The sequence below is a fragment of the Trichocoleus sp. FACHB-90 genome (genome assembly GCF_014695505.1).
In the GTDB taxonomy this organism is placed as follows: Bacteria; Cyanobacteriota; Cyanobacteriia; order Cyanobacteriales; family FACHB-T130; genus Funiculus; species Funiculus sociatus.
The window spans coordinates 119919-142673 of sequence record NZ_JACJOK010000026.1; the positions used below are offsets into that span (position 1 = coordinate 119919).

Here is a 22755-nt window from a genome sequence, read left to right on the forward strand (position 1 = left end):
GCAGAAGAAAGCTGATTATAAAGTACGCCAAACTACAGTTTTACTTCCACTTTTTGATCGAGAGGACAAGCACAACTTTCTCTCTGTAACCATCGAGATCGTACCTGATTTAGAGCCGTCATTACGGGTTGAATTTCGCGCCCTTTCTCGGTTAGAGAATATTTTACATGGGGAGGAACTTCTGCGTAAACTCGGCGTTGGACTAACCCATACTCTTCTAGTTCTCTTAGCCGCATCATCAGCGTTTTGGTGCTAATTCCAGACAAAGCTTCTAGTAACTCGTGGGTACGGCGATTACCTGTAAACAACTCTCGCAGAATCACAATAGCCCATTTACTGCCGATCAAGTCAAGGGTGAACTGAATCGGACATTTACCCTCTTTGCACTGGCTGATGTCCAACATCGGATGCTCCTGATACAGCTGTGTACTTTGTTTTCGACAATTCAAATAAGAGAGGGATGTTAGAGTTAGCCGTCCTACACTATTCTTGATTTTTCTTAATAAAGAGCTGGATGCCTTGATTCAGGTCAATTTTTTACTTTTGGTAAGTATAACGTACTTCCTCTAACTGAGTGTTTATTCAAAGGAGGAGAAGTAAAATAGAGTTAAGAGTTTAGAGTCGGAAATTAAGAACTCTAAATACTCGATTTTTAACTTTTTTCAATTACCAAAGAGTTATATATGTTTTCCAAAATTCTAGTTGCAATGGATAATTCTGCCAGCAGCCAAACTATCTTTGAGTCAGCTTTGGTTTTAGCGAAAGCTACCAAGGCTGAACTCATGCTGCTGCACGTTCTTTCCTTAGAAGAAGAGGGTACGCCAGTAAGCCCATTACTCTCCAGCTTAGACTACTACATACCTGTAAACGACGACACCATCCAGATTTACAGAAAGCAGTGGGAAACCTTTGAAAATCGAGGTTTAGATTTATTGCGATCGCGCACAGATGAGGCGACTTCAGCGGGGGTAAAAACTGAATTCACCCAAACCCCAGGTAGTCCTGGTCGCACTATTTGTGAACTGGCACAGAATTGGGGTGCAGACCTAATTGTGATGGGACGACGGGGCCGCTCTGGCTTAACTGAATTAATCCTGGGTAGCGTCAGTAACTACGTTACTCATCACGCTCACTGCTCAGTCCTGACTGTACAAGGAAAAGCTAATTCTTGCACAGAAGTTGCTCAAAAAAATCAAGAATTGTCAGTTTCTTGAAACTAAATAACCCTAGTTGCTTTTTCAGGCACACAGCTATAAATTAATGCCAAGAAACGCAAAGGTAAGCGCTCTCGTATCGCTAAGAAAATATAATCTTAACTCTGCGTTTCTTGGCGCTTACCTTTGCGTTAAAAAATTACCTCTTTTCAATGACCTTAGCCAAACCAGTGGGAAGGTAAATATCCTGAATCAACTTCTTCAGGAAACTGGTGACTAACCGTTTCTGAATTTTGTTCAAGGATATGGTGAATACCTTGGTGAATCAAACATTCTATTTATGAGTGTTGCTCTAAGCAACAGTTGACATTTTGGTTTATTATTGATTCACCCTCCTCAATGACTGCGTAGTTATTAGAGGTTCAGCTGAGAACATAGACAATTAATTTTTGACGCAATTCAGGAATAGAGAAAGCTTTTTGATAGGGATGATCGGTATAAGTCCTTAAAACTTTTTCAATTTCTTGAACTACCACTGGTAAGGTTAGATTGGCAATGGTTTTACTCATTCTCTAAACTCCTACAAATGAATAAACGGGTTTTGTTCTCAAATAAATTAAAACGGGTATGTTCCAGAACAAGCATGCAAGATGCGTTCTGGCTAGATTACCTAACAGAAGCTTAAGTGCGATCGCTTATCCTAGACAAACCGTAATTGCCTTGATTAATGTTGAGTCTAATGGATAGGCATCGACTCCCTTACCCTCCAGTTTTGACACAATCATCAAAAAGATTCCTAAAATTCATAAAAGTTAAGTAAACTATTACAAAGCATCAACTTCTTCTAGCTAAAAATTGCAAAGAAGCGAAGTTCTTTAGCTTAATTTAATGCTAATTCAAGTTAACACCTTGCACAGTAGCAATATGCACACCTGTATTAGATATTCACAGGTTCCTGGTCGAATCTCCGCATCAACTCAACAAGAGCTTTTCTATCTGGCGGCTGTCCATTCTTGAGAAGTTCCGCCAAACCCTCGAAGTATTTCTCGCGAGATCCAGCCGGACAAAACATAATCAGCAGCTTCGCAGTTTGCGTTCCCCGATTGGCAAAGGCGTGAGGCGTACCGCGAGGGACAAGCACAAAAGCCCCCGCCTGACCTTGCACTGTTTGCTCCCCAACCAGAATTTCTACTTCGCCTTCTAAAACATAAAACATCTCCTCCATGTGGCGATGAAGATGTGGTTCGGGTGACGTTCCTCCCGGTGGTAGCGTCTGTTCAAACAGCCCCAAATGTCCGTCAGTATTTGTACCAACAGCTTTGAATGTCACTTGACTGTTGCCGATTGTGAGGTGGCTACCTTCTCCGGGCCCTAGGACAACCTCTTTGATAGGTAAAGACATCTGATTTTCCTCATCCATGAATCGTCGCTATCATCAGCATAATCGGGTAAAAAACTAAGATTTAATTTGCTTAAAATTCTACAATTTGCCTAGTTTGAAACCCTCAAATGTCGTTGTAAAACCTTCGCTTTCCGGCGACGCGCACATCAGCCCCACACTCACTGTTTCTATTTCAGTTAGGTACGCCATCCTGAGCATAGTGTACTGCTCGCCATCAAAGGAATATTGCACCTCTACTGCTCCACCTTTCCGCTTCAGCCGTAGCCATATGGAGGCTGGGTTATGGGGCAAAGGCACCACAGACCAGTCGGAAAAATCTCGCGTGACAACAGCACTAACGTACTGTATGCCGTCCACAAATTCAACGCCACACTTTAACCAAGTGGTTTCATTCAAGCGAACCATTAGCCCGGCTTGGTCGTACAACACTTGATACTGTCCGGTAACTTTGACTTGGGCGGTGAAATCTCCCGTGACTTGTTGGTAATAAAAGTTTCCATTGTCGCGGATAAAGCCGTAATGAGTCTTGCGCCAAAAATCTGTTTTGGCTCCTGAAGTAACGGTGACAATACCTTCTTGTTCATTCCATGATGGCGGTTCGTTGTACCATTTCATAGTTTCAATCTTTGTTTTGTTTCATTTTGTCAGATGCTGAATATAGAGAGTAGGCGGGTAAAATTGGCTAGTCTTGGGAGTAGGCTACTTTAAAAAGGAATCTACGAGTATTAGTTATGAGATTTGTATCAGATCCGCCCATCGCCGTCAAAATCCGCAAGATGAAGGAAAGGGTGCGGTGGCGAGATTCAAGTATTCTTGAGCGGGGAATCGATCAAACCCGGATGGTTTTAGACGATGGTGCGGACTCTCCAGAGTTCTCATTTTTGGTTGTGGGCGATAGCGGTTCTGGATCTCATCGGGGTCATAACCCCCAACGACAGATCGCAGAATTGATGGCGGAACATTCGCCTGAGAGCCGTTTTGTATTGCATACGGGCGACGTAATTTATCTGGTTGGCTCAAGCGAATTTTACCCGAAAAACTTTATTGAGCCTTACCGAGATTTTCTAGTGGGCGGGGAGAAGCCAGAAAAGATTGCTTATGACCAGATGGTTTTTAATATGCCATTTTTGCCCGTGCCTGGGAACCACGATTACTACGATCTGCCTCTTGTCTATGGATTGATTGCACAAACGACACTACCCCTGCGCCACCTGCTGAAGTCAAAATTGGATTTGGACGTTAGGTGGCACGGTTCGCATCAAGGTAATGCCTATGCACAGGCGTTCCTTGACTACTTAAAGGGGTTCAATAATCCGCAAGAGTTGCGTCGTCATTTGGATCGCCATTACACTGCCCAAACTGACACGGGGCGCTGTCTGCGTTATCAACCCGGAAGTTTTACCCGCTTACCTAATCGTTATTACACGTTCCGTAGTGGCGGGATTGATTTCTTCGCCCTTGACTCGAATACTTTTAACGATCCTGCGCCGCTTCCAGCGACAAAAGAGGGAAACGAGTATCGCCGCCAGTTGGAAAAGCGGCGAGATGAGTTGGAACAAGAAAAACAGCAAATCCTCGATACCGTAGCTAATCTAAACCCTGAGCAACCCGACGATGCCGAACAGCTTGATGACTTGCACGCCAAGTTGGAGCAGGTTGACGAGGTAAAAATTGATATTGACAAACAATTAGCATCCAACCAAACAACCGTTACTGACTCCGAACAATTGGATTGGCTTAAGCAAAGATTGATTGAATCTTGGAATACAGCCGAGGTGCGCGGACGTGTGATTTATTTCCACCATCCCCCCTATGTTACGGAGGCGACGAAGTGGTATCAAGCGCAAACTTTGGCGATTCGCCATCGAATCCGCTTGGTACTTGATGGGGTGTTTGATGCAGTGGGAAAGCAGGCGGAGGGTCGTCCGATTGTGGATCTGGTTTTGAATGGTCACGCTCACTGTTTGGAATATCTTCGCACGGGCGAGACGGGACACGCTGACTCTAACAGCAATTGGATTGTCTGTGGTGGTAGCGGTTACAGTCTCCGCCGCCAGAGGATTGAGGGGCCGGAATTGATGGAGACTTTTGGGGAGACTCGCCAAGTTGCGCGATCGCATCTTTTTGTCGGTCGCAATGGTCAAGGTTCGCAAAAGCGACGACCATACTCATTTTTGCGGATCGATGTCCTAGACGGTTGCCCACCTAAGCTTGTCGTCCGGCCGTTTATCGCTGAGCGATTTAAGCGACAGTGGAACAATAGCGGCTTGGAACCTTTTGCGATTTGAAATTTTGAAGCCAGTAGTACGGGTAAAAGGCAAAAAGGAGTTTTTGCCTTTTGCTTTTTCAGCCTATGGAAAAACTATTCGCGAGGTTTTAGCTGGCAATGGTTGCAAAAGACATACCAGCTTTCACGTTCTTCAAACGTCACGCCATCAAGTTTGATAAAGAAATGATCGTTCTCTTTTATCCAAGCTAAAACTGGTAGCTCTTTGCCGACTTTTAGCCATACCTTTTCCTCGTCTGATAAGGCAACTACTTGTTCAGGTTTCAGCTTTAGAAAAGCCCCCGGCTCATTGACGATCAATAAAGTGGATTTGTCGCCTTTTTCCTCTGACTTGTTTTCTTCGGGCTTCTTCTCAGCTTTTGTAGCGTCAATTTCTGGATTTTCTGATATTAAAAGCTTCAACAAAGCTGCTGCACCTATCTGAGCAGAAACGGCTCGACCATCCCATTTCCCATCTGCGGTGTACTTTCCTTTTTTGTAGTGGTTAGTTGTTGACCATAGGTAAGGGGTGAGAACTTCTGGATGATACAATCTGTAGCCAAAACCGTTGTATAATTCTAATCTCCAAAGTTGTGCTGCCAGACTCCAATCTTCGGCTTGGTCGAATTCCTTGAATTTCAGAGCATCAATAGCGCTTTCTTCCCAACTGTATCCAACATTCCAGCCTAATTTAGGCGGGTTAATCGGTCTACCAGGGGGGACTTTCATGGTGCGCTTTTGGAGAGAGTCACCGTTATGCAAATGTCCTTTAAAATTGAGGGAACATTCCATATTGTGGATGACAGCAACAAAATACCACGGCACTCCAATTTGTTGCTGCACAGCTTCGTAGCGATCGCGCGTAACCTGGATTTTTTCCACTACCTCTTTAACACTCTTCAAAAACTCCGGTTTTATTTCACAGCTATCCCAAAGTTTCTGATACTCATCTTTTAAATCGCGAAGGCGAGTAGATGGCATTTCTGTTGAACCTCCAAGAAATTAGTAGATGCACTTCCCCAAATTTTAGGTTAATTACCGGGCAGTCAATTTAACTTAATGCTCAATCTTGTGAGCATTGCATCCTCCTTTAATAGGAATAAATTGGCGTTTTAGCATAAATTAGTCACCTTTTTATGCTAAAGAACCACCTAGAGCCTTGCTATTATGGGGGCAAAATTGGGAGGAACTAATTGACGCAGATTGAGTTTATCAACCACGGTGTCGAAAGAGTCGCCTTGCTTTATGGCTGAACTAATTTCCTGAACTTCAGCCCAGGTTAAATCGCTTTCTACATAGGCTTTGGCTATCGCAATGAGCAAGTCTAGATGGTCGTTTCCCTCAGCTTTGGTCATCATATTGTGGGGAATATCCAAAATTCGGTCAAAGCAGTGATACCAAGTAAGGGGTTGATACTTGAGTGCGGCTTGAAATAAAGCTTCATGCTCCTCTTTCCCGACAGCGCGATCGCTTTCACTCGATATAATAAACATTGGCGCAGCCAAACTTTCTTCAGCACGTCCCAGAATATCTTGTCCCATATCTAAAAAAACGCGCAAAGATGGCATCAGAAAGCCAGGATAGCCAAAACTGGCTAATCCTGGTTCAGTTCGCCACTTAAAGTAGATATTAAAGATTTCCACAAATAAATCTACCACTTTATTGCTGCCGCTCAAATAAGGCGCAAATAGCAAAGCCCGATGAATTTGTGCATTACGTTCTAGTGCTAGCCAAGCCGCCAATGTGCTGCCCCCAGATAGCCCCCCCACAATTACTTTTGTCCCCAAAGGTTGTACAATGTCTAGCCAGCGAAGACCAAACTCTTGATAAACTTGTTGATTTTCTGGCAGGGGAGGGGGGTTGTCTGCATCCCATTCCCCGGCAATACCATGCCCTGGTAGCAAAGGGATTAAAACGTTGTAGCCAGCTTTAAAAAAAGCTTCTCCTATAGGTACAAACTGCTCTGGGGCGGCAGTAAACCCATGAAAGAAGAGACATACCTTCTCGGTAGGTTTTTGGTGAAGAAGAAACCGAGAGCGACAGCTTTCATCCATTAGGGGCAGTGCATCTTCATGCGCTTTTGTTTCTCGAATGATTGCTGAGGTTAGGCTGAAATAGTTGGACATATAGAGGTTGTTTCGCGCTACGAGATAACTAAGCTGTTATACATCTTTATTGTCATATTACTTAATCCTGTTTTTGCGAATATACTTCTTGTGGGGCAGACTAGAAGTCTGCCATTAGTGTATGACAGGCTTTTAGTCTGCCGCAGGTATCTTCCCTAGGAACGACAAATTTGATAGCGGAAAGCTTCACCCTTCCCCGATGCAACAGGTGGCGTTGCATTCAAAGACAAAAATTAGAGTTGATCCTGATTAATTGTCGCCCGAATGCTTAGTCATCGCCAGAGGGGTAATCATGCGATCGCGTTTTTACCAGAAGAATAAATTTACTTGTTTATAGAAGTTTTTTGTGCAAGATGTTATTGTAATTAACAAGGAAACCATTAGAGCTAATATGGACAAAAAGAAAAAAGCAGAGCCTTTAACAGGAGAGGCGCTGATCAAAAAAGTCAAAGAAATAGGCTCTTTGAGCAAAGAAGAAAAGGCTAGAGCCTGCGGATACTACACTGTCACAAAAGGTGGTGTGGAGCGCGTGAACATGATGAAATTCCTAAACGCTCTCATAGATGCTGAGGGAATTGAATTAGATGGTAAACAAGAAGGTACAGGACGCGGCGGACGTAGCGCCAGCTACCGGATATCGGTACAGTCCAACGGCAATTTGCTAATAGGCTCGGCTTATACTAAGCAAATGGGACTTCAAGCCGGGGATGAGTTTGAAATCTCTCTAGGACGCAAGCATATCAAGCTGCAACAAGTTGATGCAGAAGAATTGCCAACGTCTGCTTAAAAATGTGGCTTTGTCCGCAATAGCAGGCTAGAAGGATTCTTCAGGCTTGGTAGCGCGATCGCTCCAACCACAACCAAGGTAGAAATCTAGAGAGCCATCCACTTCCAAGAAGCCTTGAGCAACTACAAAGCTTGAGGCTTCTTGGTTGATATTAATATATTTTGATTGGGGTATTTTAACTGCTCGAAGGCCCAATTGGACTATCCTAGGTTGAGAAAGGAGGACTGCTGAGGAGTAAAAAAGCAGAAATCCAAAATCGAATGACTACTTCTGATAATCAATGGCTCAATCCATCGGCAGATTTAACCTTGTCGAGGGATGAAATTGATGTTTGGCGGGCTGACCTTGACCCACCGACATCGCATCTTCAATTGTTGGCAAAAACCCTCTCGGCCGACGAGCGAAACCGGGCTGAGCGGTTTTATTTTGAGCAGCATCGAAATCGTTTCATTGCTGGTCGCGGTATTCTCAGAACCATTTTGGCTCGCTATTTGGGTATCGATCCATCTGAGGTGCAATTTGGGTATGAACCGCGTGGTAAACCAATTTTGGCTGAAACATCCGGCGACAGTAGGCTCTGTTTTAACTTGTCTCACTCTCAGGGACTCGCTTTGTATGCTGTTGGACGCGATCGCTCTCTTGGCATTGACTTGGAATATATCCGCCCTATCTCCGATACCGAACAACTCGCCAAACGCTTTTTTTCCGCTCAAGAATATGCTGTAATTCGTGCGCTACCTCCCTCACAGAAGCAGGAAACATTCTTTCGCTACTGGACTTGCAAGGAAGCTTATCTCAAAGCAACTGGAGACGGACTGGCTCAGCTAGACCAAATTGAAATTTTGCTCGCTCCCGAAAAACCAGCTAGCGAACTTCGTCTCCCCAGCAGTTTAGTTACTCAAGACTGGGTTCTCCAAGAGTTGACACCTACTGCAAACTATGTGGCTGCTCTTGTTGTTGCTGGACAAGGTTGGCATCTCAGGAGTTGGCAATTTCTATAGTCATTAGTTATTAAGCAGGTAGGCGTAATTAAACATAGCTTGTCGTAATTAAAAATTGGAGAAAAGTCTTGTCTAATTTTTAGGAATATGGATTAAATAACTGGTAAAACTTACATTTTGTAGGAGCAATGGCACTGCCATGCCCCTACGTGTATTAAAGCGTATTAGTCTAAAGACTGATATAAACCTATAAGATTTCCGTCGGGGTCGCGAAGATAAGCTGTTTTAATTCCGTAGTAGGGATTGCTCATTGGTTCTGTTGTAAAGTTGACTCCCTTATGCCTTAATTTATGATATGCCTGATCTACATCATGCACTGTAAAAACTAACGCTACCTTGTCTTGACAATCGGCATTTTCAGGCTTGTCAGCATTGCCAATCATTTGCGCCATTTCTTGCCGTCTGAATAAACTAAGTCTCATATCTCCGGCTTTAAACTCAGCATATCCGCTTTTTTCATCTTCTACGGTAACGTCAAATTCCATGACATCTTTGTAAAAGTCAAAGCAAGCTTTTAAGTCCTTTACCAGCAGTCTTGTGTAAGCAGAACCAATCATAACTACTTTACCTGATGATAGTGATACTTCAAGAAGGTGCTTGTAAACTTACATTGTTACATACAGGTGCAATATCTGAACACAAGTAGCGTAATAATTGCGAAGCCAACACCTGCAAAAAATACACTATGAATTCCACCAATTCCAAAGGCAATTCCCATCAGTAGCGGCCCTAAAGTTTGCCCTAATCCAAAAAATGTGCCGTTTACAGCTATCACCGTAGCTAGATACTCTCTGGGTGCCAGAGCTGCTAAGAGAGTTTGAATGCTGGGAAATCCAATGCCAAGCCCAATCCCAAAAATCGTGGTTGGTATTAATAGTAACCACATATTTGTTACGAAGGGAACAATAAATAGAGCGATGGCATAGAAAACAAAAGATGCTCTAATTAAAGTTGTTTCTGGAAAACGTCTGGCAAGTCTACCTAGCTGTGAAGAAGTGAATGCGATCGCTACCGAAATACTAGAGAGTATCACTCCAATTGTAGAGGGCTGCGCTTTAAATGTATCGTTAATCAATTGTGGCAAATAAGTTACATAAGCACCATAAAGAAGAACGAAGTTAGCAGCACTCGCAATAAACAATCCCGCCAACTGACGATTTTTCAAAATTCTGCGAGCATTTATTAAATATTCCCTGAGATTACGTTCGCCTTTCGGTTCAGGATTTTTTAGGGCAAACAATACCACTAACGCGATAGGAATAGCTACCGCAGGTAACATAAAAGGATAATACCAGCCAATTGTTGCTAGTGCGCCGCCAATTGTTGGATAACTTGCTGTGCCGATACTGCTGACGCTGGCGTTATAACCCATTGCCGCAGTGCGTCTTTCTCCGGCATACAAATCGCCGATTAAGGTGACGCTGAGAGAAAGTAAAGAAGCTGCACCAATTCCTTGCAATAAGCGGAACAACAGTAAAAGGTTAAAATCACGAACAAAGGCGCAAGCTGTGCCAGCAATTCCAAATAAAAGCAGTGAAGGAACAATAATCTTCTTTCTGCCGATTCTATCGGCAAGGACACCAATAATAGGGCCTAGCAACAGAGTGGGAAGCGTGAAGGCTGTAACCAATAACCCAATATTTTCCGGAGCTACATTTAAGGCTTTAGCTAGATTAGGAAAAGCAGGAGTTACACTGGAAACGCCGAGAACAGCGATTAGAGAAATAGCAAAAATAATCAGAAGGTTTTTGTCTTTAAGCAAGTTTTTGGGGTTGTGTTGTTGACCATCTGCTTCTGTTGATTGCATGAAGTTACTCGGTTTTTGAGTAGATAAATATGGACGAAATAAAATGGTAAGTAGCACCTACCATTAGCCAAAAAAATCCTACTTCAATTGGGCAATATAAGAGAGCGATCGCATTATTCTTGCTTGCCTTAGTGGGCGGTATATCCTCCATCGACTGTCAGCGATTGCCCCGTGACAAACGAAGCTTTATCTGAACAAAGCCAAATCGCAGCGTTGGCAATTTCTTCCGCCTTGCCAACACGCCCGATGGCGTGCATTTGCTTAATCTGTTCAATTTCTTGCGGGTTTTCTTTGGCAAAATGCTCAAAGGCAAATGCGATCGCACACGCCCGACCGATACCAGAGCTTCCACCAGTTACAATTGCTACCTTTCCACTTAAAGACACCATTACAGTTATCTGCCTTTACTTAAGAGTTAGTTAAGATTTAGCCAAGGTTGGCTAAGTTGAATAAAATTGCCCAGAACTTACTTATGCCCGCGCCAGTCCGCCATCAACAATTAAAGTTTGTCCAGTTATAAAAGCAGCATCATCTGAGGCAAGAAAGGATACTGCACCAACAACATCATCCGGTGTTGGCGTGCGTTTGATCGCTTGCCTTGCTGCCACCATGTCAAAAATTTCTTGTGGCGAATTTGTTTGTGTGGTGCCAGTGCGAACCAATCCGGGAGCGATCGCATTCACTGTAATTCCAAATTCTCCCACTTCCGATGCCAAAGCTCGCGTAAACCCAATAACACCCATCTTTGCCGTTGTGTAGTGAGTATAGTCGGGAATTACTAGCCAGCTTACAGTGGAGGACAAGTTAATAATGCGTCCGTAGCCGTTCTGCTTCATGCTTGGTAAAAAAGCTTTGCACATTAAAAATAGCGAGTCTAAATTAACTGCCATCATCTTGCGCCAGTCGTCAAAACTCATCTGGTCAAAAGACTGATAGGGATAGATTCCTGCATTATTAACCAGGATGTCGCAACGCCCAAATTTCTCCATCACAACAGCAGCAAATTTGCTGACATCCTCTGGTGAGGATACGTCACAAACGCTAACTTCAGCTTTACGCCCAGCATCTTTGACCATTTTTTCAGTTTCCTGTGCTAAAGATGTGGCAGCGATCGCAATATCTGCCCCATCTTCAGCAAGTCTTTTAGCAAATGCTTGTCCTAACCCTTTCGATCCGCCTGTAACAACAGCAACTTTCCCTTTCAGACTTTTGCCCATTTTGGCTATCTCTTTATAATTAATCAGCAGGTTCGGTGAAAACAACTTCGTACAAATGAAACTCGTTTTCAGCTAAACCTTGCCAATACTCACTCAAAGGTTTGTATTTTGGATCTTTTAGCAGTTCCTCAAAATACTCAAAACTGCGCCACTGTCCGTAGTTAACATTATGCACACCATCAAGAGAGCGATGAAAATTACCTGATAAAAGTCCGGGATTTTGCAACCCAAGGGGTAGGTATTCCCTCTCCAATTCGACTAGGCGCATTTGATTTTCTGGTTTTACTCTAAATTCTGCCAGGTGAATCAAACCGCCTTTAGTAATTTTGAGGTCAGCGTCATCTGGCAGAGAAACTACGACTTCGTAGACGTGTGACTCATGAATTTTAAACTGCGAAAGCTTTTTACCAACTGCTTGTACTTCAGAGTTGTTGACAAAAGCTTGGTAATCTTCCAAGGTTTCCCACTGGGCATAGTTCATCACCCTTACGCCGTCTATACTTTTGTGGAGGCTGGATGAGACGAAACCTGGTTGATGTTTCACCGCTGTTTCGAGAAATTCTCCAATAGTATCTATTAATTCCTGCTGTCGTTCCGGCTCTACCTCGAAGATAATTATTACCGTAATTACATCGTTATTCTTTGCAATAGTCGGCATTTTGATTTCTCCTGGGATTGTTGGTGAACTAAAATCCTTAAATTGCAAGCATCCTATCGCTAATACTGTAAGAACGCTACTAGCCATTTTTCTAGGTAGTCAGTAAAAATATAGCTTTTCTCCGTTCGGTAGAATATTGCGGTTGTGACGTTTGATAGGGGCATGGGAATGCCATGCCCCTACAGATGTATTACCAAATGCGATCGCTTTCTTATTTAATTTCAGCTGCGGTGATTGTCGATTAAGTCGAACGTGCCACCAAAAAGGCGATCGCGGATCATGTCATTGCTTAAAAAGTCATGGGGGAAGCCAAGTTCAACTTTGCTAACTTCATTGAGGCGTTGCAAATGCTCTGGTGATAGCTTCACATCCAGACAAGCTAAGTTATCTTTAATCTGCGATACTTTACGAGAGCCGATAATTGGGATGACAACGCCACTTTGAGCAAGCAACCAAGCTAATGCAACTTGTGGAGGTGTGTGTCCGATTTCTTCGGCAACTTGACTCACAACTTCTGCGATCGCTAGATGGCGTTGGGAAATATTTCCCCCGGAAGTAGTTGCCAGTCGTCCTTGTTCGTTATTGCCACTGCCTTTATTGTATTTGCCCGTCAGCACACCAGAGCCAAGAGGCGACCACGGCGTAACCGCTAAGTCAAATGCCTTCGCCATCGGTAACAAGTCGCGTTCCGGTGTCCGTTCAACCAAACTGTACTCGACTTGCAAAGCGACAAACGGAGTCCAGCCGTAACATTGCGCCAAGGTGTTTGCTTGAGAAACAATCCAAGCAGGCGCGTCCGAAATGCCGATATATAACACCTTGCCAGAGCGTACCAGATCATCAAAGGCACGCATCACTTCTTCAATAGGTGTCATAAAGTCCCAAGCGTGCAGCCAGAATAAGTCTATGTAGTCCGTATTGAGGCGTTTTAGGCTGCCTTCTAGGGACTGCATCATGCTCTTGCGATGGTTGCCACTGCCGTTGGGGTTGCCTGCCTTGTCGTTCATCTGCAAGGGGAATGAGTATTTGGTTGCAACGACAAAGCGATCGCGTTCTGCGGCAATTAACTCACCAACGATTTTCTCGCTGCTGCCATCGGTGTAGCCGTTGGCGGTGTCAATAAAGTTGCCTCCTGCTTCCACAAAAGCATCGAAAACCTGACGGCTTTCGTCTTTGGAAGCGCCCCAGCCCCAATCTTCACCGAAGGTCATTGTTCCCAAGCACAGTTCAGATACCCTCAATCCGCTTTTACCCAAGAGTTTGTATCTCATTGTTTTTGCCCCTTGTAGAACGAATGTAGTTTTAGCGCGAGCTTACTTAAGGATAGTTGTCGGGAATGGTTGTAGCTTGCTTTCGCGTAGCCTTAGAGGATGTCTGAAAAGTCATAATCGAGACGCTTAGAGCGTGGAGATCCCCCTTGCATCCCCCTTAAAAAGGGGGACTAAGGCTTGATTCTCCCCCCTTGAAAAAGGGGGGCTGGGGGGATCAAACTAACTTTTGACACTTCTAGGACATCCTCTTACGGGAATGTTACCCAACAAATCGCAGGTTTGAATTTTTATCTTCTAAGTGAACCCTATTGAGTTGTAACTTACTAAAAAATATTGTTGCTAGAAAAAGTGCTGGATCTGAGTCACAAGCCAAAGCGCTAAAATAGTATTAAGTAACGTAACGACCTATTCAGACATCAAAATTCATGGCGCTATTCGGATTTGGCAAAAAGCAAACTATACCTACTCCTGAGCAGGCATTGCCAGGACGGGCAGAGTCAATGCCAGTACCCTCTGGTCACTACGTCAACGGTCATCCTCTCAAGCCTCCTTTTCCAGCTGGGATGGAAATGGCGATGTTTGGCATGGGGTGTTTCTGGGGTGCAGAACGGAAATTTTGGCAGCAAGAGGGCGTTTTCAGCACCGCAGTGGGTTATGCAGCTGGCACAACACCAAACCCCACCTACGAAGAGGTCTGCACGGGCATGACCGGACATAATGAAGTGGTTCTGGTCGTTTTTGACCCAAAAATTATTAGTTACGAAACACTTCTAAAAGTCTTCTGGGAAAGCCATAATCCCACTCAAGGTATGCGTCAAGGCAATGACGCTGGCACTCAGTATCGTTCAGGAATTTACGTGTATTCAGGTCAAAGGCAGCTGGCTGAAGCATCGCGAGACGCTTATCAGAAAGCTCTGAATGCGGCTGGCTATGGCGATATCACTACTGAGATTATTGAGGCTCCTGAGTTCTACTATGCAGAGAGCTACCATCAGCAGTATCTTGCCAAAAATCCTGGCGGGTATTGTGGTTTAGGTGGAACGAAAGTTGCTTGTCCTGTAGGAGTACAGGCTTAAGATAGCGGCACTTCACTTTTGTCCTGCGCTCAAGCCCTGAACTAAAGTTCAAGGCTTAAAGCTCAAGTCCGTTGAAACGGACTGAAATTCTTAGTTAGTGTATATGAATTTCTCGTTCTCAGACTCCGCCTGAGAACGAGGAAGAAGCACCCCTTAAAAAGTCACTTCCGCATCAGGTTTCTGGCTATCTTAATCTGCGCGACTAACTTAGCAAAGTGTTTATTCATGTGACGTAAAACTTCAAGTTGAATGGGGGTAAGGTTGCCCAAGCTGCGGAGTTTTTTCTGAAGTGTCAAAAGATGCACTACAGCCTCCTGCTGCTCAACAACGGCTTGTTGCAGCTCATGGGTGGGTAGTTGCTCTGTTGGGTTAGACACAGAATTATCTATTTGTCGGAGATGGATTGCTAGCATCCTGGCGATCGCCATCAGTGTCTGACCATCATCTTCATCCCATTGATTAGACTCTGTGTTGCTAATAGCGATCGCACCATAAACCTGACCTTCTATAATTGGCGCAGCAATCAACGCTTTGGCAGTAGGCAATAGCGGATCGCTCTCGTGTCTCTGGCGCACACTTGTTACCTGGATCAATCGCGCCTGCTGAATTGCTCGTCCGATCAATCCCTCACTCACAGGCATTTTCCAACCTTTGCCATTCGCATCGCCTGCTACAGCACAGACTGAATAATCTTCCTTAGAAGGGTTGAGTCCAGCAATGACAACACCCGTAGCACCAAAAATACTGTGTAAAATCTCTGCTGTATCTTCTAGAAGATTCTCTGGATTGTTTGAGGAGGTTTCCGCAAATTGTTGCAAGGTGCGGAGGTGTACTCGGCGACGCTGACTATTTAGTACAACTTGTTCCAGCATACCGAGCATGCGGCTGCTGACGTCGGAGATATGGATGTTTTGCTGTTCGTAGTTGCGCTGTCTAATCGGCTGGTAAGATGACTCCATAACTTGTGATATCAAGAGCGAGATTCGGTCAACTACTTGCTCGTCAAAAGACCACAACCCATCAAAGCGTCGTCCGCCCGTTGTTATGTCCCGTCCATCTACTTCTTGGGCAACCAATGTAGTCCAAAAACTCGAAGTATTGACCAACAAAAACCACTCGCGAGACAGAACAGAGCTGGGTGAAATTTCAATAAACTCTACCCCTGGAATAGAAGGTGGTTCCGAGTCGGCAATACCAAACACATAAACTCGCCTACATATTGCCCCTAAGCGACTATAGCGACGCAGTTGATCTGGAAAATTAGAAAATTTTTGAAAGCCCGCGTAAAAGTCTACTGAAAGTTTATGCTGGATAACTTGGTCTTCTATCTGATGACTTATGACATTCATCATTGAGACTGTGTTTACACGGCGTATATGCTGATACTGACTAGCAACCGAGCGGAAGAGTGAAATATCCATTACACAGGCATTGTGTTCAGTAGTAAGAACACCCTAATTTTTGCTTGCTCTCCTGATTTTTCTTTCTTTAAAAAAGTAATTTATAATACGATTCACAAGTTAACAGCAGTTTAAAAGCCATGATTTGGCTCATTCGCATGATGCGTTAGCACCACAATTACAGGAGAGGATTTTTATTATTATATAGTTTATTAATAATTACTGATATAGGAATGCCAAATTATTTTTAAGTAAAAAATGCTAATTTTATAGTAAAATGGAATTTTGATAAATTTAGTTTTTCAGGTGGTTGCTACTTTTTAGGAAATGTCTTCGGCGTTACCCCCGCTAAAAGCGTCGGAAGTGGCAGGGAAGATGGCGTTGCTTGATTGGCACGTCACAGGAGGGGAACAGAATGCGATCGCTGCCCCTATTTACGGGAAGTACCCAAAGGCATCATTGCGATCGCTGCGTTACGCAACTGTACACTCGAAGATTTGAGCGATCGCATTCAGGCATCATTACCTGTTTAAAACTAGCGTTCTGTCTCCTGAATCAACAAAAGCGGAAGCGATCGCTTTTTATGAATACATAAAAGTCATAAATCAAAACCAGTCTTAATCGTGTTGGCATCCAGACAGCTTGTGCTTGCAATTTCAGTATATCTATCTCCTCAACAACTTATATAAAAAAGTCAAATTTTCACATAAAAACATTTTTAGCTAATTAACATATTTTTGGATAGGTTAATATTTATTTGTACAAAAAATACATATCGATCTATGCTCATTAACATTATTTAAACTAGGTTAAGAGTATCTAAATTCGGCTGTCAATATTATGATATAGAAATGCAATCCACCTCGAACAGTGAGGCGGTTCCATGACAAAAAACTTAGGCTTAAGTACACCAGGTGAGCTTTTCATCAGTAAGTTTAGCAAGCGCCATAGCCCTAACTCAGCAGATGCACTCACTATGAATCACAGACTAGGCGCAACAACCAGGCCCGAAAAGCCTTAGCCAGTTGTCCAAAGAAGAACTGGTCAGCATGATCGTGGAACAAGCTGGGCGCTGTGTCAGCTACACAAAATACTCGACGACCTCAGATAAGATATCGAGCGCCTCAAAGTAAGTAAAGATTTAGACAGCAAAAAACCCTCCAAACGTCGATAGAGCGATCTACCTTCGTCTCTAGTTCCTCAATTTTAAAGCTGAATCCTTACAATATTTGTATCCATTCTTGGCTTTAAAAATCTATTAACTATTGCCTCAAGTTACTTCAGTATGCTTACGATGCCCGTTGTTTGTGGGATACACAGTGCTGGGTTTGAATAATTGTCCAGATTGGATAATCGCAATAGCTATAGGTTCTAGAGCTTTTGTCCAGCTATCTCTTATTCGCTGTTGCTCTTCCGGAGTGGGGTTAGTGCTTAACCGTTGAATTTCAGCAAGAACAACTGCTGGTAGCTGCTCGTAGAAACTCATCGCCAGTTCGCTACCTACCTGACTCAGTAACAGCTGCACTAAAGCAGAGCTGTTCATTACATCACTAGCAACACTACCAGTTGCACCAGTCGCAGGGGGCGGGTCTAAAGATTTGGGGATAGAATCAACGGGAGATACAGGGGGTTTAACAACAGGCTCAGCAGCAGCTTTAAGTGTGTTGCTGGCATTTTCAATAGTAGGTTGAACACCCGCAGCAGCAGGTTTAAGCGTATCCCAAGGATCTTCAATAGTAGGTTGAACACCCGCAGCAGTAGGTTTAAGTGTGTTGCTGGCATCTTCAATAGTAGGTTGAACACCCGTAGCACTTTGAAGCGTATCCCAGGGATATTCAATAGTAGGTTGAACACCCACAGCAGCACCTTTAAGTGTGTCCATTGCACCTTCAATAGTAGGTGCAACACCCGCAGTAGCACCTTTTATTACTAAATCCGTTACACCTTCAACAATTGCTTTAAGACCCTCACCTACACCCTTACCAGTAAACGCCGCAGCTGCCGCGCTGACTACAGCACCAAAGGTTGCTCCAGCTAAAGCAGCATTAGCGACACGCCTACGGGTGCCTGTTGGCTGAACGCCGGACTCTTCGGTAGCCGCGTCAGTATCTTCGTTAGCTCCATCTAAGACAGTATCAGCGCCATTTATGCCAGTGTCTGCTGGAGGAACGCTGGACTGTGCCGGAATCCGGTCAGTATTTTCGTCATGCCGATCAAAAGGCTGGTTGCTCTGTGTCATAATGCCCGTCTCCTGCCTACCAAAACGCCTTAACGATCTCAATGTCCCCGCTATCGCCAATTTAGCGATCGCACGTATACACTTACACCGACCTCAAGAGAGACATCGCTAAACATTTACCAAGGTATAGCCATATACAATGATTGGCGCTAAGAATCTACCTACCGATGCACTATGTGTTTGGTGATGTCTGCCTTTAGCTCAGTTAAGTCTTTATTGCGGCTCGTTAAAGTTACAAGTGATGACAAGCTACGCCAAAACAAAATTTAGCTGCTTGGGAACAAAGGAGACAATTAATGACTAATAACATACAATCTTTCGATAAACGTGACGACCAAGCTGGTAGCGTAACTGCTCAACCCTACGTTCGTACAGAAGACGTAACTATAGGTACTGGAATTAGAGAAGACAATAGTCCTACCATTACGTCTCAACCCGTTGGTCGGCAACAATCCAGCAGCATGAATGTTGGGCAGCAATCCAGCAGCATGAATGTTGGGCAGCAATCCAGCAGCATGAATGTTGGGCAACAATCCAGCGGCATGAATCCAGGCTTATCTAGAGCGCTGATGGGAGGACTCATCGGTGCGACATTAGGCACATTAGCTGGTCTTTTGGCTGGTAGGAGAACATCTGAGGGTGTTAAACACGCTGCTAAAGGTGTAGGCGACGCGACAAAGACTATATCTGGCGGTGTTGGTCAGACAGCTAAAGGTGTAGGCGACGCGGCAATGACTGTAGCTGGCGGTGTTGGCGAGGCAGCAAAGACTGTAGCTGGCGGTGTTGGTCAGACAGCCAAAGGTGTAGGTGAGGCGGTTAAGAGTGTAGCTGAGGGTGTTAACTACGCTGTAGTAGGCACATTACAAGATACCGCTCAAGGTGTTAACCACGCTGTCGTAGGTGCATTGGATGCAGTAAAAGGTGCATCTTCAGATGCCAAGCAAGCTATAGCAGGTGCAGCAGACCAGCTAAAGGATAATACTGAGGATGCCAAGCAATCTGTAGTCGGTGCATTGGACTCAGTTCAGGATAAAGCTGAGGATCTCAAGCCATCTTACAATCAGGACATCAAGATAGCTAAAGAGCGCCCGGTTCTAAATACGCCGCAGGTTACGACTGGTGACATCGGCATGGAAAGAGACATGGATATTCAGACGGCGTACATTTCCGGCCCGCAGGAGCAAGATGTTGCAACCTATCTCCAAGAAGGAGAAGTTCCTGCAATACAGCCTTATGAAGATACTGCTGACATTTAGAAGCAATTTTTGATGAGTGGGAATGGATAATGGGATTAGGAGTTAGGAGTTAATAATTCATAAATTCATAACTCCTAACTTTTCTCTATTTACCCTTACCCATGTAAAGCCGAAAAACCGCAATTTCTTGGGTTGAAGCTAACCGTTCCCTAACTATTCTTTTGTATTTGTTGGGTAGCTAGATATTGCTTTTTCTAGATATTGCTTTTTGCTGAGCTAATACCAATTTACTTTTGGAAGGATACACATTTGATAACCCTAACCCACTTTTAAAGGTAGGCTAACAAAAGATATTAGTGTAGTGGGAAAAAAGTTAAATGGTATAAGCAAACGGCTATTCATCAGTTTTATGTAGTAGGAAGGAAACGATTTTTATGATTGAGAGCAACGAATTTTTGGATGAAGATGAAATATTTGTTGAGCAAATTCCGCATGAATATGATGCTCCTTCAGCAGGCACAGGTATGAATAATGCGTTCACTAAAATAGCGATTGGAGCATTCATTGGTGCTACCGTGGGTGCAATAGCTGGCGCTTTGGCTAATAAGGGTTCTGTTGATAGGGTTAATCAGACTGTAAGAAATGCAGGAAACACAGTCAAGAATGCAGCTGAAAGTGTCAACCAAACTGTAAGAAGCGTAGGTGACGGGGTAAAGAACGTAGCTGTCAACGTTAATGACACAGTAATAGATGTAGGGGACAAAGTTAAGGGTGTAACCCAAGATGTTAATTACACTGTAAAAGATACGCTGAACACAGTTAAGGGTACAGCGGAGAATGTTAACGAAACTGTAAAAGGTACAGTGGATGTACTCAAGGATGCAGCTGAGAATGTTAACGAGAATGTAAGAGGTACGGGAGAAGCATTGAAGGGTGCAACTGAGAATGCCAATCCATCTAGTAGTCAGATTGTCAAGGGATCTGAGAAGCAGATAAAATACATTTTAGTGCCAGTGGAAAGTGAAGGTAATGCTGGATAAAGCAAACTTCGCTGAAAGGTAAGCTTAGGAAGAAATCCCTGGTTTTGTTGTGTTTTAAACTGCACAAACTTTTGTTGTCAGAACAGAATTGAATTAGTAGCGATCGCTTTCTATGAAAAAGAAGCGATCGTTTTTATATATTTCTCAATAAAAGATAAGTTTTCTTATTATTATGATAAAATCACTTTAAATATATGTAAGTTTAAAAATATGACACAACAACAATCTGAGCGCCAAGCACGACGTGGCAGAATATTCCCAGAACTCACCATATCTCCAGAAGAACAAGCTAGACAAGAATCTCAAAGGAAAGCATTTCACCAGAAAGGCCGTGTAATTTTTGAACGGCACCAACCTGAATTAATCGAAAATCACTACAACTGGTTCATTGTCATTGAACCAAACACCGAGGATTATTTCGTAGCCCAAGACAGCATGACTGCCTTAAAAAAGGCGCTTGAGAAACATCCGCAGGCTATATTTGCTACTTTCCGTCTCAACGAGACAGGAGTTTGCGGACGGATATGATCCAAGGTGAGTTTGATGAAATAGGTCAGCTATTTTTTGAGATTGATTTGATTGCTGCCAATGGTGAAAATTTTCCTACGATAGCACTACTGGATACAGGCTGTACTGAATGGCTAGCAATTAACAACCAGGATTTACAAGGTCTTGGTTGGCGTCGAATAGAAACGCGGGATGTCCAGACAGCAATGGGTGAAACTACTCTCGATACTTACTTGGGAAAAGTTGTATTGGATGGAGAAGAATTTACTATTGAAGTCGTTGCAGGAGCTGCATTTAGGGAAACTCTTATTGGTGCGCCTTGGTTAAGACAGCGGCGGCTAGTAGCGCATTTTTCAGCAGGATTATTGACATTGGAGTAATGGGGTAAAGACAATATTTTATCTTCCTGGTTTGTCACTCCATCTATTCAACACATTTCAGGATTACCTAGAGAAAAAAGGAGCGCTCGTAAATATAAAATTTTGCAATTATAGTAATAATTATGATTATTCCCCACTGTATTAATCATAATCAGTAATTCTAAAAAACTTAAATGTATCCTCAATGTGGTTGATAGCTTGAGATTCAGTATTTATATTATAACCTAAGTAAGGATTGGCTTCTTGCCTCTTTCTATATTCATTCTCTCCTCTATTTATCCAATAATTTAAGTAAAGGTCATGGCTTTCTCTTATTTGCAAAAACCTCTTTCGCTCAGATTTTAATTTAGCAATTACGCGGTTGAATAAAACGTCATTATTTATTACCTCTTTAATCAATATTAGTATGTTTTCATACCCTGCAAGCTTAAGCGAACGAATTTCAATCAATGTGTGAAGTATATTTTGTGGAGTTGGCTCTAGTGAATACATATATTCTAAAGAATCTCTCACTCTCTTAATATAAAATACACTTTCTACTCCAGCGTGTATGGTTAATATTTCTGCTTGATTACGAATCTTTTGATAATCAGCGTCAATTTCAGGCTTGTATTTTTCATAATAAGTTTTGATGAAATCAAAACTTTCTCTACCATCCGTGACACACATTAATTTTCCTTCGAGGCGATATAGGAAATCTATCACAGCCTGATCGATTATGACCAAAAGCATATTTGCTAGTTCTTTTTCCTTTTTATTAGCTTCTTTTCGTTTTTCACGCTTAGTGATAAATTGACCTAACATAAAAGTAGCTACTGGTAAAATTGATCTAACTATTTCAGGAATATGATCATAAATTTTAATAGAAAATAAATAGGTAAATAAGAAAGGAGATACCAACAAAAATAAGGATGGTATTAATACTCCTTTCTCATCATTAATTTTGATTGAACTTTTGAAAATGCCTAAGTTATAGCCCAGCCATACAAAAGAAAGAATTAAAGCTAAAAGCACCGGACAAAATACATTGACGGTATCATTCATTTTATCTACTTCATGAAAGCCTAAGTGAATTTCTTGCATGGGAAATGTTAGATAATTAGAGTAAGCTGTTAAGCATTTAAACTGTGGTAAGAGCATCACCCTTGTTTTTAATCTTTCGTCCCCATTTAATAATCAACTCCCCTTCATTTAAAAGCTGATGCAATAAATACTCTAGCTCTTCAAT

At 43.1% G+C, this 22755-nt stretch carries 25 protein-coding genes and 1 pseudogene; 10 read left to right on the forward strand and 16 right to left on the reverse strand.

Annotated elements, in window-relative coordinates; genetic code table 11:
* Positions 1–32: 32 nt before the first annotated feature.
* Positions 33–404, reverse strand: coding sequence for a helix-turn-helix domain-containing protein (locus tag H6F74_RS08085; protein ID WP_190438835.1), 372 nt, complete (start codon positions 402–404; stop codon positions 33–35).
* A gap of 279 nt (positions 405–683) precedes the next feature.
* Between H6F74_RS08085 and H6F74_RS08090 the strand changes: the two genes are divergently transcribed.
* On the forward strand, positions 684–1214 hold the full coding sequence (locus tag H6F74_RS08090) for a universal stress protein (protein WP_190438837.1): 531 nt from the start codon (positions 684–686) through the stop codon (positions 1212–1214).
* 362 nt (positions 1215–1576) lie between these two features.
* Here the strand turns inward: H6F74_RS08090 and H6F74_RS29245 are convergent, their stop codons facing one another.
* The 3 genes from H6F74_RS29245 to H6F74_RS08105 form a co-directional block, all read right to left on the reverse strand.
* Positions 1577–1723, reverse strand: a complete 147-nt coding sequence (locus H6F74_RS29245) for a hypothetical protein (protein ID WP_199300975.1) — start codon at positions 1721–1723, stop codon at positions 1577–1579.
* Positions 1724–2091: 368 nt separating this feature from the next.
* Positions 2092–2556: a cupin domain-containing protein gene (locus H6F74_RS08100; RefSeq protein ID WP_190438839.1), complete on the reverse strand. Its 465-nt coding sequence runs from the start codon at positions 2554–2556 to the stop codon at positions 2092–2094.
* Between the two features lie 78 nt (positions 2557–2634).
* A complete protein-coding gene (locus tag H6F74_RS08105; RefSeq protein ID WP_190438841.1) occupies positions 2635–3171 on the reverse strand; it encodes a DUF1349 domain-containing protein in 537 nt (178 codons plus the stop codon).
* Positions 3172–3287: 116 nt separating this feature from the next.
* Between H6F74_RS08105 and H6F74_RS08110 the strand changes: the two genes are divergently transcribed.
* Positions 3288–4844: a metallophosphoesterase gene (locus H6F74_RS08110; protein WP_190438842.1), complete on the forward strand. Its 1557-nt coding sequence runs from the start codon at positions 3288–3290 to the stop codon at positions 4842–4844.
* Between the two features lie 74 nt (positions 4845–4918).
* Here the strand turns inward: H6F74_RS08110 and H6F74_RS08115 are convergent, their stop codons facing one another.
* Both H6F74_RS08115 and H6F74_RS08120 read right to left on the reverse strand, forming a co-directional pair.
* On the reverse strand, positions 4919–5803 hold the full coding sequence (locus H6F74_RS08115) for a hypothetical protein (RefSeq protein ID WP_199300977.1): 885 nt from the start codon (positions 5801–5803) through the stop codon (positions 4919–4921).
* A gap of 170 nt (positions 5804–5973) precedes the next feature.
* Positions 5974–6948, reverse strand: coding sequence for an alpha/beta fold hydrolase (locus H6F74_RS08120; RefSeq protein WP_190438845.1), 975 nt, complete (start codon positions 6946–6948; stop codon positions 5974–5976).
* A 391-nt stretch (positions 6949–7339) separates the two neighbouring features.
* Here H6F74_RS08120 and H6F74_RS08125 point away from each other — a divergent pair, with 391 nt between their 5' ends.
* Positions 7340–7735 carry an AbrB family transcriptional regulator gene (locus tag H6F74_RS08125; RefSeq protein WP_190438948.1) on the forward strand — a complete coding sequence of 132 codons (396 nt, stop codon included), beginning with the start codon at positions 7340–7342 and terminating at the stop codon, positions 7733–7735.
* A gap of 27 nt (positions 7736–7762) precedes the next feature.
* Here the strand turns inward: H6F74_RS08125 and H6F74_RS08130 are convergent, their stop codons facing one another.
* On the reverse strand, positions 7763–7930 hold the full coding sequence (locus H6F74_RS08130) for a hypothetical protein (RefSeq protein WP_190438847.1): 168 nt from the start codon (positions 7928–7930) through the stop codon (positions 7763–7765).
* Positions 7931–7995: 65 nt separating this feature from the next.
* On the opposite strand from H6F74_RS08130, the gene H6F74_RS08135 reads away from it, so the two are divergent.
* Entirely contained in the window at positions 7996–8736 is a 741-nt protein-coding gene (locus tag H6F74_RS08135) for a 4'-phosphopantetheinyl transferase superfamily protein (RefSeq protein ID WP_190438849.1), read from the forward strand.
* A 164-nt stretch (positions 8737–8900) separates the two neighbouring features.
* On the opposite strand, the gene H6F74_RS08140 is transcribed toward H6F74_RS08135, so the two are convergent.
* The 6 genes and pseudogenes from H6F74_RS08140 to H6F74_RS08165 all read right to left on the reverse strand — a co-directional run bounded on the left by H6F74_RS08140 (position 8901) and on the right by H6F74_RS08165 (position 13689).
* Positions 8901–9293, reverse strand: a complete 393-nt coding sequence (locus tag H6F74_RS08140) for a VOC family protein (protein ID WP_190438865.1) — start codon at positions 9291–9293, stop codon at positions 8901–8903.
* Between the two features lie 56 nt (positions 9294–9349).
* Positions 9350–10543: an MFS transporter gene (locus tag H6F74_RS08145; protein WP_190438868.1), complete on the reverse strand. Its 1194-nt coding sequence runs from the start codon at positions 10541–10543 to the stop codon at positions 9350–9352.
* A 128-nt stretch (positions 10544–10671) separates the two neighbouring features.
* Positions 10672–10839, reverse strand: a pseudogene (locus H6F74_RS30905) (SDR family oxidoreductase); the annotation flags it as partial.
* Between the two features lie 174 nt (positions 10840–11013).
* The gene (locus H6F74_RS08155; protein WP_190438873.1) at positions 11014–11760 is read right to left on the reverse strand and encodes an SDR family NAD(P)-dependent oxidoreductase; all 747 of its coding nucleotides are present in this window, start codon (positions 11758–11760) and stop codon (positions 11014–11016) included.
* A 19-nt stretch (positions 11761–11779) separates the two neighbouring features.
* A complete protein-coding gene (locus H6F74_RS08160) occupies positions 11780–12418 on the reverse strand; it encodes an antibiotic biosynthesis monooxygenase family protein (protein ID WP_190438876.1) in 639 nt (212 codons plus the stop codon).
* A 221-nt stretch (positions 12419–12639) separates the two neighbouring features.
* A complete protein-coding gene (locus H6F74_RS08165) occupies positions 12640–13689 on the reverse strand; it encodes an aldo/keto reductase (RefSeq protein WP_190438879.1) in 1050 nt (349 codons plus the stop codon).
* A 425-nt stretch (positions 13690–14114) separates the two neighbouring features.
* Here H6F74_RS08165 and msrA point away from each other — a divergent pair, with 425 nt between their 5' ends.
* The gene (gene msrA / locus H6F74_RS08170; RefSeq protein WP_190438882.1) at positions 14115–14765 is read left to right on the forward strand and encodes a peptide-methionine (S)-S-oxide reductase MsrA; all 651 of its coding nucleotides are present in this window, start codon (positions 14115–14117) and stop codon (positions 14763–14765) included.
* Positions 14766–14926: 161 nt separating this feature from the next.
* Here the strand turns inward: msrA and H6F74_RS08175 are convergent, their stop codons facing one another.
* Positions 14927–16186, reverse strand: coding sequence for a DICT sensory domain-containing protein (locus H6F74_RS08175; RefSeq protein WP_190438887.1), 1260 nt, complete (start codon positions 16184–16186; stop codon positions 14927–14929).
* A gap of 306 nt (positions 16187–16492) precedes the next feature.
* Here H6F74_RS08175 and H6F74_RS08180 point away from each other — a divergent pair, with 306 nt between their 5' ends.
* Positions 16493–16666 carry a hypothetical protein gene (locus H6F74_RS08180; protein ID WP_190438890.1) on the forward strand — a complete coding sequence of 58 codons (174 nt, stop codon included), beginning with the start codon at positions 16493–16495 and terminating at the stop codon, positions 16664–16666.
* 769 nt (positions 16667–17435) lie between these two features.
* Here H6F74_RS08180 and H6F74_RS08185 read toward each other — a convergent pair.
* Positions 17436–18404 (reverse strand): hypothetical protein, encoded by a 969-nt coding sequence (locus tag H6F74_RS08185; RefSeq protein ID WP_190438893.1) that lies wholly within the window; start codon positions 18402–18404, stop codon positions 17436–17438.
* Between the two features lie 296 nt (positions 18405–18700).
* On the opposite strand from H6F74_RS08185, the gene H6F74_RS08190 reads away from it, so the two are divergent.
* The 4 genes from H6F74_RS08190 (at position 18701) to H6F74_RS08205 (ending at position 21527) form a co-directional block, all read left to right on the forward strand.
* Positions 18701–19660, forward strand: coding sequence for a hypothetical protein (locus H6F74_RS08190; RefSeq protein ID WP_190438896.1), 960 nt, complete (start codon positions 18701–18703; stop codon positions 19658–19660).
* A gap of 374 nt (positions 19661–20034) precedes the next feature.
* Complete coding sequence (locus H6F74_RS08195; protein ID WP_190438898.1) at positions 20035–20640, forward strand: hypothetical protein; 606 nt, start codon at positions 20035–20037, stop codon at positions 20638–20640.
* A 210-nt stretch (positions 20641–20850) separates the two neighbouring features.
* Positions 20851–21168 carry a hypothetical protein gene (locus H6F74_RS08200; RefSeq protein WP_190438900.1) on the forward strand — a complete coding sequence of 106 codons (318 nt, stop codon included), beginning with the start codon at positions 20851–20853 and terminating at the stop codon, positions 21166–21168.
* The gene (locus H6F74_RS08205; protein WP_190438902.1) at positions 21165–21527 is read left to right on the forward strand and encodes an aspartyl protease; all 363 of its coding nucleotides are present in this window, start codon (positions 21165–21167) and stop codon (positions 21525–21527) included. The genes H6F74_RS08200 and H6F74_RS08205 overlap by 4 nt, the downstream gene beginning before the upstream one ends.
* Positions 21528–21668: 141 nt before the next feature.
* Here H6F74_RS08205 and H6F74_RS08210 read toward each other — a convergent pair whose 3' ends face one another.
* Positions 21669–22610: a hypothetical protein gene (locus tag H6F74_RS08210; protein WP_190438904.1), complete on the reverse strand. Its 942-nt coding sequence runs from the start codon at positions 22608–22610 to the stop codon at positions 21669–21671.
* Positions 22611–22755: the final 145 nt, after the last annotated feature.